The following is a 10,784-nucleotide window of genomic DNA, read 5'->3' on the forward strand; positions in this document are numbered from 1 at the left end:
GGCGATCTTCGCGGCGATCTCCGGCGGGGTGCCCTCGGCGACCGGGGGCACGCCGACCTGGACGGCCTCGGACGCCTTGTCGAGCTGGTCGCCCGTGAGCGGCGGCAGACCGGCGTCGGCCCAGTTGCCCGGCAGGTCGCCGTCGACCTTGGACGCCATCACGGCGCCCAGGACGGCCGTACCGAGGCTGCCGCCGATCTGCATGGCGGCCTGCTGGAGACCACCGGCGACACCGGACAGCTCCAGCGGCGCGTTGCCGACGATGACCTCGGTGGCGCCGACCATCACCGGGGCGAGGCCGAGGCCGAGCAGCGCGAACCAGAGGGACATCACGGCGCTGCCGGTGTCCGTCTCCAGGGTCGACATGCCGTACATGGCGATCGCGGTGCAGGCCATACCGCCGGCCAGCGGGATACGCGGTCCGGCCTTGGTGATCAGCGCGCCGGCCAGGGGCGAGCCGACGATCATCATGCCGGTGAGCGGCAGCAGGTGCAGACCGGCGTCGATGGGGCTCATCCCGTGCACGTTCTGGAGGTAGAAGGTCACGAAGAACAGGCCGCCCATGAAGGCGATGGCCATCAGGACCATCAGGACCACACCCGCGGACAGCGGTACGGAGCGGAAGAGGCCGAGCGGGATCAGGGGCTCCTTCACCCTCGTCTCCCAGAAGGCGAACAGGGCGAACAGGACGAGGGACGCCGCGACGAACGTCCAGGTCGTACCGGAGCCCCAGCCCCACTCGGGGGCCTTGATCAGCGCCCAGACCAGGCAGAACATGGCCCCGGAGAGCAGGGCTATGCCGAGGACGTCGAAGGAGCGCGGGGCGTTCTCGGCGCGGTGGTCGAGGAGGATCCACACGCCGAGGGCGACGGCGAGGACACCGACGGGGACGTTGATCCAGAACACGGACTGCCAGCTGACGTTCTCGACGAGGAAGCCGCCGAGGATCGGGCCGCCCGCGGTGGAGGCACCGATGACCATGCCCCAGATGCCGATCGCCATGTTGAGCTTCTCGGCGGGGAAGGTGGCACGGAGCAGACCGAGCGCGGCCGGCATGAGCAGCGCGCCGAACAGGCCCTGGAAGACCCGGAAGGTCACCACGAAGGCGACCGAGTTCGACAGGCCGATGGCACCGGAGGCGGCGGCGAAGCCGACGACACCGATGAGGAAGGTCTGGCGGTGGCCGAAGCGGTCGCCGAGCTTGCCCGCGGTGATGAGGGTGACCGCCAGCGCGAGGAAGTACGCGTTGGTGATCCACTGGACCTCGGCGAAGCTCGCCTTGAGGTCGTCCGCGATGGCCGGGTTGGCGATGGCGACGATGGTGCCGTCGAGGGCGACCATCATGACGCCCACGGCCACGGTGAGGAGGGTGAACCACGGGTGGCCCCGCAGGCCCCGCCCCTGGCCCCGTGTCGGGTCCGACGGGGCTGCTGGCGCCTGGTCCCCCGGTCCCGTCTTGTCGACAGTGGTCTGACTAGTCATGCGTGCGAGGCTAGTGACAGCCACTGACAGTTGACAAACGAGTTCACAAGTCGGTAACTGTCACGTCACTCGGAGCACGGACCGGGTGGAGGAGAGGGTTCATGGAGACGGCGGAGGCGACGGCGGCGGAACGGCCTGGGCTGCGCGAACGGAAGAAGCAGCGCACCCACGACGCGCTGCTGCGGGCCGCCCTGGAGCTGTTCACGACCCAGGGGTACGAGGCGACGACCGTCGACGAGATCGCCGAGGCCGTGGACGTCTCGCAGCGCACCTTCTTCCGCTACTTCGCCGGCAAGGAGGAGGCCGCCCTCGCGGTCATCGGCCTCAGCCAGGAGCACTTCGTCGCGGCGCTGCGGGCCCGGCCCGCACACGAGGCCCCGCTGGAGGCCCTGCGCAACGCGGTCCTGGAGGGCTGGGACGCCATCGGCGAGGCCGTCGCGCGGATCGTCCCCGTCGACCTCTATCTGCGCAGCTACGGGATGATCGAGTCGACGCCCGCGCTGCTCGCCGCGCATCTGCGCCGCACGGACGAGGTGGCCCGCGAGATCGAGGAGATCGTCGCCGAGCGCGAGGGACTCGATGTGCGCACCGACCCCCGGCCGCGGGTGGCGGTGGCCGTCTTCGCCGGGGTCATGCGCGTCACCGAACGCCTGTGGGCCATGGGCGGCGACCTCAGCATGGAGGCGATGCGGGAGTTGACCGCCGCCCATCTGGACGCCGTCCGGCCCTCACTCGCCGAGAAGTGGCGGAACGGCTGAAATCCCCTCATAACAGCACCATGAGGACGTTCTTTGCGCACCGCGTGGAACAGGCGCGCTCGAAACGTGATCCCTCTCACTCGGTTAACGCGAGACCCTTCCGTTCTCTTAGTGTGTCCTTTCAGTGACTTCCTTCGACTCCTCCCCGCAACTGAACGTCTGGCGCGCACTGCTGGCGCTGGCCGTCGTTTTCGTGATGCTGGCGACCACCGGCTGGACTGCGATCCGCAGCCATCGAGGGGAGTCGCCGCTGCAGGCGTCGCTCTCCGCGTGGCGGCACGGACACCTCGACGGGCGTGAACTGCCCGACGCGGAGTCGTCGCCGCACCGGCTGACCGCCTTCTTCGCCTCGCTCACCGATCGGCAGCAGCGGCGGCTCGCCCACCGCTACCCGCTCGCGGTGGGCAACATGAACGGCGCCCCCGTCGAACTGCGCTACCGCGCCAACCGCATCGCGCTCCGGCAGCAGAGCAAGCGCGAACGGGCCCGCACGCACGACGAACGGCTCTCCGCGACCGGCCAGTACGAGGCGACCCGGCGCATGCACCGCTACGTCTCGCTGGCCGACGAGGACCGGCAGATCCTCGCCTTCGACCCCGACGGCTCCGGCCGGGTCGCCGAGGTCTTCGGCGACCTCGACAAGGCGGAGCGCGTCTCGGTCGTCGTCCCCGGCGTCGACACCGACATCCTCAACTTCCAGCGCACCAACCGCCGGTACTCGGCACCCGTCGGCATGGCCGAGGCGCTGTACCGGGCGGAGCGCACCGCGAGCACCCGGACGCGTACCGCCGTGATCGCCTGGGCCGACTACACCGCGCCCGACGGCCTCGGCCTCGACTCGGCCACCGCGCTCCGCGCCGAACAGGGCGCGATCCGGCTGAACACGCTGGTCAGGGCGCTGCCCGGCGGGTCCACCGTCGCCCTGGTGTGTCACAGCTACGGCTCGGTGGTGTGCGGGGTCGCCGCACGCTCCCTGCCGTCGCGGGTCACGGACATCGCGGTCGCCGGCAGCCCCGGCATGCGGACCGAGAAGGTCTCCGCGCTGCGCACGGCGGCCCGGGTGTGGGCCATGCGGGACGCCGACGACTGGGTCCAGGACGTGCCGTACCTGGAGGTCGGCGGGCTCGGTCACGGCACCGACCCGATGTCGGCGGAGTTCGGGGCGCGCCTGCTGTCGGCGTCCAACGCCGAGGGGCACAGCGGCTACTTCGAGCCCGGCACCGTGAGCCTGTACAACTTCGCGGAGATCGGGATCGGCGCCTACCACGCGGTGGAGTGCGCGCGGAAGAACGACGGGTGCCGGGCGGGTCTGCCGGACACCACCGCCGCCTGACGCGCGTAGAGGTGGTAAAAGTGCGGTTCGCCACGGGTCGGGACTTCACCGCCCCGTCCGCATACGATGAGCCGCATGGGTGACGTACTGGCCGGATTTCATGCCGCCTGGGAGTTCGAGTCCGACTCCGTGCTCATCCGCTTCGAACGGGGGATCCGAACACCGAAACTGTTCCAGGCGCTCGGCGAGCGACGCGTCCCCCTGGAGGCGATCGCGGGGGTGACGCTGACACCGGGCAAGCGGGGCACCGTCGTCCTGCGGGCCGTGCCGCGGCCGGGCGCCGACCCTCTGATGGAGGCGGCGGCCGAGCAGCTCAAGGAGGGCTCCGATCCGTACCGGCTGGTGCTGCCGGCCGAGCGGGAGACCCTCGCCGAGTACTACGCGGACGAACTGCGGGCCCGGCTGACCGGTTCGGGGCCGGCCGAGCGGTTCCTGGTGGCGGCGCCGGAGGTGCCGTTGCAGTTCAAGGCGTACGACGGGAAGGCGTCGTTCGACGGGCGGTCGGTGTCGTTCCGGTGGTCCTGGACGGGTGCCTCCTCGGCGAAGTGGAAGGCCGGGGACCAGAGTTTTCCGGTGAGCGAGCTGAGCGGCGTCGAGTGGCGGTCGCCGGAGGTCTTCGAGGGGTATCTGCGGCTGCTTCGGCGGGACACCGCCGGTGAGCGCCCGCCCCAGGCGGACCATGATCCGGCCGCCGTGGTGTTCGGGCTGGGGTACGGGCCGGTGCACGAGTCGCTGCCGTTCGCCGCGGCGGTCCTGGCGGCGGCGCGGTCCACGGGCGCCGGGGCCCTGGCTCCGGTCGCGGCCGGGCCCCGACGGGACCCGGCCGACATCGCCGACCGGATCCGGCACCTCGGGGAGCTGCACGAGGCGGGGCTGGTCACCGACGAGGAGTTCAGCGCGAAGAAGGCGGAACTCCTCGCGGAACTGTGAACCGGACTACTCCCTGCCTGCCGACGTGAACCTCATGTCCGCGTAGCGGTCGCCCGCCACCTCGGCCGCTATCGGCTCCAGTACGGCCAGGTCCGCCTCGGTCAGGGCGAGCCTCGTGGCCGCGGCGTTCTCCTCGATCCGGCCCGGCTTGCGGGTGCCCGGAATGGGGACGACCGGGAGGTCGTGCACGGAGGCCCGGTGGTGGACCCAGGCGAGGGCGACCTGGCCGAGGGAGGCGCCGTGGGCCTCGGCGACCTGGCGGATCGGGTCCAGGAGGGCCGCGTTCGCGGCGGCGTTGTCGCCGGTGAAGCGGGGCTGCTGGCGGCGGAAGTCGTCGGCGGTGAGGTCCTCGGCCTTGGCGAAGGAACCGGTGAGGAAGCCCCGGCCGAGCGGGGAGTACGCCACGAGCGCCACGTCGAGGTCGCGGGCCGCGGGGACCACGGTGGCCTCGATGTCCCGGCTGAAGAGGGACCACTCGGACTGGAGGGCGGCGATGGGGTGCACGGCGTGCGCGGCGCGGAGTTCCCCGGCCGTGACCTCGCTGAGCCCCAGGTGCTTCACCTTGCCCTCGCTGACCAGTTCGGCCATGACGCCGACGGTCTCCTCGATGGGGACGCTCACGTCCCGGCGGTGCATGTAGTAGAGGTCGATCGCCTCGACGTCGAGCCGGCGCAGGCTGCCCTCGACGGACTCGCGGATGTGCGGGGCGTCGTTGCGGATGATCCGCCTGGTCGGGTCGTCCGGGTGCACGGCCAGGCCGAATTTCGTGGCGATGACGACGTCGTCGCGGTGCGCCTTGAGGAACGGGGAGAGGAACCTCTCGTTCTCCCCCGCGCCGTAGGCGTGGGCCGTGTCGTAGAGGGTGACGCCCAGCTCCAGCGCCCGCTCCAGGGTGGCCCGGGACTCCGCCGCGTCCGAGGGGCCGTACGCGAAGCTCATGCCCATGCAGCCGAGGCCCTGTACGCCGACCTCGGGGCCGTTCGCTCCCAGTCGTGCCTTCGGGATCGCGCCGTTCGAGCCGTTCACGCCGTTCGTCATGAAGCCCTCTCCGACGCCAGGGCCTGCCCGGCGTCCGCGTAGAAATTGATCTTCCGGTCGAGCACGGCCAGGGTGTCCTGGAGCTCGGCGATCCGGGACAGGACGTCGTCCCGGGTCGACTTGAGCAGGTCGAAGCGCTCGGCGTAGGTGTGGTCGCCCTCGCGCACCAGCTCCGCGTACCGGACCATGTCGGCGACCGGCATCCCGGTGAGCCGGAGCTTGCCGACGAGGTCCAGCCAGTCGAGGTCGCGGTTGCGGTAGCGGCGCTGGCCGGTGTGCGAGCGGTCGATGTGCGGCATCAGGCCGATCCGCTCGTACCAGCGCAGGGTGTGCGCCGTCAGACCGGTGAGGGTGACGACCTCGCTGATCGTGTACTTGTCCTGCCCGTCCGGCCGCCGGGGCTGCCGCGGCGGTCCGGCACAACTGTCGGCACTGGCAGTACTGGTGGTACTCGTGGTCTCCATCACCGTCATGCCCTCCACGCTAAAACCTTGGAGTGGGCTCCAAGCAAGCGAATACGGTGAGAAAACATGAGGACGTGACGTGGGCCCGCTGGCCAGTGCTGTGACCGGAAAGGTTTGCCGGAAAGCTCGCGGCGTCCGGTGCGGTGCCTCGCAAGGCGGAGCATGACCCGCGTACTGGATGTACTCGGGTCATGCGACAACGCCGCGAGGTGCCGTGCCGGGCGTCGCGAGCCGGTGAACCTTTCCGGTCACAGCACTAGCGTGCGGGACATGGGTCTCGTACGGCGTGCCACGGACGGGGACGCGGCGGAAGTGCTCCGACTGCGTCAGGTGATGATCGACTCCTTGGCCGGGACGCCCGGCGCCACGGACTGGCACGCCGCGTCGCTGCCCACACTGACCGCCGAACTCGCCGACCCCGGAGGCAGGTTCGCCGCGTTCGTCGTCGACCTCCCCGGACGGCCGGGCACGTTGGCCGCGCTGGCGGCGGGGACGCTGGAGTACCGGATCGGGCGGGCCGGCAATCCGCACGGGCTGATCGGGTACGTCTTCAGCGTCGCCACGGACCCGGATGCCCGCCGCCGGGGGTACGCCCGCGCCTGCGTGGAGGAGCTCCTGGACTGGTTCCGGGAACGAGGCGCCGGGTATGTCATGCTCACCGCATCACCGGATGCGGAGCCGTTGTACGCGTCCATGGGTTTCACCCGCGACACGGACCCCTCGATGCGTCTGCTCCTCGGGCCCGCATAGGCTCGTCGCATGTCCTTGCAGAGCCTCGCCCTGATCGAGAACTGGCCGGTCCCCACGGCCGCCGCGGCCGTCGTCCGGGCGGACGGCACCGTCCTCGGGTCGCACGGCCCCACCGGGCACCGTTTCCCGTTGGCCTCGGTCACCAAGCCGCTCGCCGCGTACGCGGTGCTCGTCGCGTACGAGGAGGGGGCGATCGAGCTGGACGAACCGGCCGGGCCCGCGGGGGCGACCGTACGGCATCTGCTGGCGCACACCTCCGGGCTGGCCTTCGACGAGCACCGGGCGATGTCGGCGCCCGGGGAGCGGCGACTGTACTCCAACGCCGGGTTCGAGGTGCTCGGGGACCATGTGGCGAAGGCGACGGACATCCCGTTCGCCGAGTATCTGCGGCAGGCGGTCCTCGCGCCGCTGGGGATGACCGCCACCACGCTCGACGGGTCACCGGCCAAGGACGGCGTGTCCACCGTCGACGACCTCCTGCGGTTCGCCGCCGAGGTGCAGGCGCCCCGGCTGCTCGACCCGCGGACGGTCGCCGAGACGATGACCGTGCAGTACCCCGGTACGAAGGGCGTGCTGCCGGGCTACGGGCACCAGAACCCCAACGACTGGGGGCTCGGTTTCGAGATCCGGGACTCCAAGTCACCGCACTGGACCGGGACGACGTCCTCACCGGGCACGTTCGGCCACTTCGGCCAGTCGGGCACGTTCCTGTGGATCGACCCGACGGCGGGCCTCGCGTGCGTCGCCCTGACGGACCGGGCGTTCGGCCCCTGGGCGATCGAGGCGTGGACGCCGTTCACGGACGCGGTGCTCGCGGAGTCACGGGGCTGAGGTACGTGGGCTGAGGTACGTCCCTCACCGGCGGGACGATTGCGTGATTCACATCACCGGGCGCCACGCTTCGCTTACGCTCGATCACGCAACGAGACGAACGCCGCGAGGCGTTGGAGGCCGGAGGCACCGCAGTGGCCCACATCCAATCGCTCGATCCCAGCGCTTCCCCGCTCGACTACTACGGCTGGGAGCTCCGTCGGCAGCGCGAGGCGCATGGCCTCAAGCAAGGCCAGCTCGGCGACATCATCTTCTGCACGGGCTCGTTGATCGGACAGATCGAGACCACGAAGAAGATTCCCACCCGCGACTTCTCCGAGCGGGTGGACGCGGCGCTCGGCACGGACGGTGTCTTCTCCCGGCTGATCGGCCTCGTGCTGCGCAGCCAACTGCCCAGCTGGTTCCAGCCGTACGCGGAGATGGAGGCGAAGGCCACGTACATCTCCACGTACCAGGCGCAGGTGGTGTACGGGCTGTTGCAGACGGAGGAGTACGCGCGGGCGGTCCTGGCCACCGGCATGCCGGACGACCTCGATGGCCTGGTCGCGGCCCGGATGGAGCGCCAGCGCATCCTGGAGAGGGAGCAGCCGCCGCTGGCCTGGGCGATCCTCGACGAGGCGGTGCTGCACCGGCCCGTCGGGGGCCGTGCGGTCATGCGGAGGCAACTGGCCCGGCTGTTGGAGTTCACCGGGCACCGGTGGATGCGGGTGCAGGTGTTGCCGAACGTGGCGGGTGAACACGCGAGCCTGGCCGGGTCGTTCAATCTCCTGCGATTCGAGGAGGACCCCGATGTCGTCTACACGGAGGACGTCATCGCCGGTCATATGACGGCCAACCCTGACACCATCAAGGAAGCCGCGCGCCGTTACGCTCATCTCCAGGCCGCCGCCCTCTCCGTCGAGGCTTCGGCGGCATTGATCACTCGTGTGATGGAGGAGCGCTATGGCGAACAGCCCCGACCTGAGGAACGCACGGTGGCGTAAGTCCAGCTACAGCGGCAACACCGGCGGCGACTGCGTCGAGGTGGCCGACGGCTTCCCCGGCGCGGTCCCCCTGCGCGACAGCAAGAACACCGGTGGCCCCGTCCTGCTCGTCGGCCCGGACGCCTGGCGGGCCTTCGTCGACGGGCTCCGCCGGTAGAGCGCACCGGACGCAGTGCTCGCCGGGATCCACGGTAACTGCGCCCCCCAAGAAGGCCGTTGATCCACTCGGATAACCTCCCCATGCACACACGCCACGGCAGACGCGGAGCCTCGGGGGAGACGATGGGCGAGGTACGAGCGGGCGGGCAGTTCCGTCCCCTGGACGACAGCGATCCGAAAGTCGTGGCGAGTTACCGGCTCGCCGCCCGGCTCGGCTCGGGCGGCATGGGCACGGTGTATCTGTCGTACACACCCGGCGGGCACCCGATCGCCCTCAAGACGATCCGGCCGGAACTGAGCGAGGACCCCGAGTTCCGCCGCAGGTTCCGGCAGGAGGTGCGGGCCGCCCAGCGGGTGCAGGGCCTCCACACCGCTCCGGTCATCGACTACGACACCGAGGGCGACCGGCCGTGGCTGGCCACCGCCTATGTGCCCGGCCCGTCGCTGCACTCCGCCGTCGCCGAGCACGGTGCGCTGCCGGTCACCTCCGTCCTGCTGCTGCTCGCCGGGGTCGCGGAGGCGCTGAAGGTCATCCACGCGGCAGGCATCGTCCACCGCGACCTCAAGCCGACCAACGTGCTGCTCACCTCCGACGGCCCCCGGGTCATCGACTTCGGCATCGCGCGTGCCGCCGACGCCACCGCCCTCACCGGCACCGGCGTCTCCCTCGGCACCCCGGCGTTCATGTCTCCCGAGCAGGCGGCAGGCAAGCCCATCACGCCCGCGTCGGACGTGTTCGCGCTGGGCCAGGTGGCGGCGTACGCGGGGCGGGGCAGCGGCGCTTACGGCGACGGGCCCTCGCACGCCGTGCTGTACCGCATCGTCCACGAGGCGCCGGACCTCTCCGGTCTCCCCGGCGAACTCGGCTTCGTCGAGCGCTGCCTGGCGAAGAACCCCGAGGACCGGCCCTCGCCGGAAGAGGTCATCGCGCTGTGCCAGCAGGCCTCGCCCGCCCCGCTGGTCCAGTCCGGCTCCTGGCTGCCGGAGGCGATCGGCGCCGACATCACGCGCCGGGTCTCGGCGTCGGCGGAGCTGCTGGCGGCGGGGAACACGGCAGCGGAGCCACCGACCCGCGTGCTCCCGCCGGCTCCGCCCACCGCCCCGGTGACCCAGCAGGACATCGAGGCCGCCGGCCGGGCCGCGCCGCCGGTGCACGCGGCGCCGACCATGCACGCCGGGCGCGCCGCCCCGGCGACCCCGCCCGCGCCCCAGCCCCTCGCCTACGTCGCGCAGCCGGTGCCGAACACCATGCCGACGTACCAGACGCCTTATCCTCAACCGCCGTATCCTCAACCGCCGCAGATGTGGCACCCGCAGCCCCAGCCGCGCCCCCTTCCCCTTCCGCCGCCCAGGAACAGCGTCGGCAAGTGGCTCGCCATCGGCGTCGCGACCCTGTCCGTCCTGATGTGGCTCGGTGGCTGCGCGGCGTTCATCCAGTCGTTCGACGGCTCGTCGGACGACTCCACGAGCGGCTCCGGAAACACGAGCGCCAAGCCGCTGCCCGATCCCAAGCCGGTGACGTACAAGGGCATCGACATCACCGACGGCTACTACGTACAGTTCGCAGACTCGCCGCCCAAGCCGGCAGACGGCGACAGCGACGGCAGCATCTACAACCGCGATCTGTACTACTTCGGGGAGAAACTGGGTAGCGCCGGCGCCAAGATCGTCCTGCTGAACAACGCCCAGCGGGGCTCCCTGAAGACCTGCCGCGAGGAGACCCGGTTCGCCGAGAGCGTGTCGTTGGCGCAGCTCTCGAAGGGCACCCAGCTCTGCGTGCACACCGGCTCCGGCCACATCGCCCTGGTCACCTATCAGGGGAGCGCCCCCGAGGGGGACCCCAGCGACTACGTCTCCGTGGACCTCACGATCTGGCGCAACGCGGAGGAGCCGGAGAACGACGGCTGACCCGGTCTCACTCCCCCAGCTCCCAGACCAGCACCTCCGCCGGTACGGCCGTCCCGACCAGCTCCAGCCCCTTCTCCCCCTCCACCCGCGCCGAGTCGCCGGGGCCCAGTTCATGCGGCCCGAGCCGGACCGCGCCGTGGACGACGTG

12 protein-coding genes are annotated in these 10,784 nt (G+C 71.0%); 8 read left to right on the top strand and 4 right to left on the bottom strand.

Annotated elements, in window-relative coordinates; genetic code table 11:
• On the bottom strand, positions 1–1,482 hold a 1,482-nt coding region (locus AOK23_RS31600), incomplete at its 3' end, for an MFS transporter (RefSeq protein ID WP_055715998.1).
• A gap of 101 nt (positions 1,483–1,583) precedes the next feature.
• Between AOK23_RS31600 and AOK23_RS31605 the strand changes: the two genes are divergently transcribed.
• The 3 genes from AOK23_RS31605 to AOK23_RS31615 all read left to right on the top strand — a co-directional run bounded on the left by AOK23_RS31605 (position 1,584) and on the right by AOK23_RS31615 (position 4,503).
• Positions 1,584–2,240: a TetR family transcriptional regulator gene (locus tag AOK23_RS31605; protein ID WP_055715989.1), complete on the top strand. Its 657-nt coding sequence runs from the start codon at positions 1,584–1,586 to the stop codon at positions 2,238–2,240.
• A 124-nt stretch (positions 2,241–2,364) separates the two neighbouring features.
• Complete coding sequence (locus tag AOK23_RS31610; RefSeq protein WP_055715990.1) at positions 2,365–3,573, top strand: alpha/beta hydrolase; 1,209 nt, start codon at positions 2,365–2,367, stop codon at positions 3,571–3,573.
• Positions 3,574–3,648: 75 nt separating this feature from the next.
• A complete protein-coding gene (locus AOK23_RS31615; RefSeq protein WP_055715991.1) occupies positions 3,649–4,503 on the top strand; it encodes a DUF4429 domain-containing protein in 855 nt (284 codons plus the stop codon).
• 6 nt (positions 4,504–4,509) lie between these two features.
• Here AOK23_RS31615 and AOK23_RS31620 read toward each other — a convergent pair whose 3' ends face one another.
• Together AOK23_RS31620 and AOK23_RS31625 are read right to left on the bottom strand one after the other, a co-directional pair.
• Complete coding sequence (locus AOK23_RS31620) at positions 4,510–5,541, bottom strand: aldo/keto reductase (RefSeq protein WP_055715992.1); 1,032 nt, start codon at positions 5,539–5,541, stop codon at positions 4,510–4,512.
• Positions 5,538–6,014 carry a MerR family transcriptional regulator gene (locus AOK23_RS31625; RefSeq protein WP_055539661.1) on the bottom strand — a complete coding sequence of 159 codons (477 nt, stop codon included), beginning with the start codon at positions 6,012–6,014 and terminating at the stop codon, positions 5,538–5,540. Before AOK23_RS31625 ends, AOK23_RS31620 begins: the two co-directional genes overlap by 4 nt.
• A 261-nt stretch (positions 6,015–6,275) precedes the next feature.
• On the opposite strand from AOK23_RS31625, the gene AOK23_RS31630 reads away from it, so the two are divergent.
• From AOK23_RS31630 to AOK23_RS31650, 5 genes are all read left to right on the top strand, one after another.
• Positions 6,276–6,755: a GNAT family N-acetyltransferase gene (locus AOK23_RS31630; RefSeq protein WP_055715993.1), complete on the top strand. Its 480-nt coding sequence runs from the start codon at positions 6,276–6,278 to the stop codon at positions 6,753–6,755.
• A gap of 9 nt (positions 6,756–6,764) precedes the next feature.
• The gene (locus AOK23_RS31635) at positions 6,765–7,586 is read left to right on the top strand and encodes a serine hydrolase domain-containing protein (RefSeq protein WP_055715994.1); all 822 of its coding nucleotides are present in this window, start codon (positions 6,765–6,767) and stop codon (positions 7,584–7,586) included.
• Positions 7,587–7,720: 134 nt separating this feature from the next.
• The gene (locus AOK23_RS31640; protein ID WP_055715995.1) at positions 7,721–8,569 is read left to right on the top strand and encodes a helix-turn-helix domain-containing protein; all 849 of its coding nucleotides are present in this window, start codon (positions 7,721–7,723) and stop codon (positions 8,567–8,569) included.
• Positions 8,529–8,726 (top strand): DUF397 domain-containing protein, encoded by a 198-nt coding sequence (locus AOK23_RS31645; protein WP_055715996.1) that lies wholly within the window; start codon positions 8,529–8,531, stop codon positions 8,724–8,726. Before AOK23_RS31640 ends, AOK23_RS31645 begins: the two co-directional genes overlap by 41 nt.
• 125 nt (positions 8,727–8,851) lie before the next feature.
• Positions 8,852–10,636, top strand: coding sequence for a serine/threonine-protein kinase (locus AOK23_RS31650; RefSeq protein ID WP_055715997.1), 1,785 nt, complete (start codon positions 8,852–8,854; stop codon positions 10,634–10,636).
• A 7-nt stretch (positions 10,637–10,643) separates the two neighbouring features.
• Here AOK23_RS31650 and AOK23_RS31655 read toward each other — a convergent pair.
• Positions 10,644–10,784 (bottom strand): cupin domain-containing protein (locus tag AOK23_RS31655; RefSeq protein ID WP_476718311.1); only part of this gene is annotated, 141 nt, incomplete at its 5' end.

Source organism: Streptomyces torulosus, from assembly GCF_001419765.1.
GTDB lineage: Bacteria > Actinomycetota > Actinomycetes > Streptomycetales > Streptomycetaceae > Streptomyces > Streptomyces torulosus.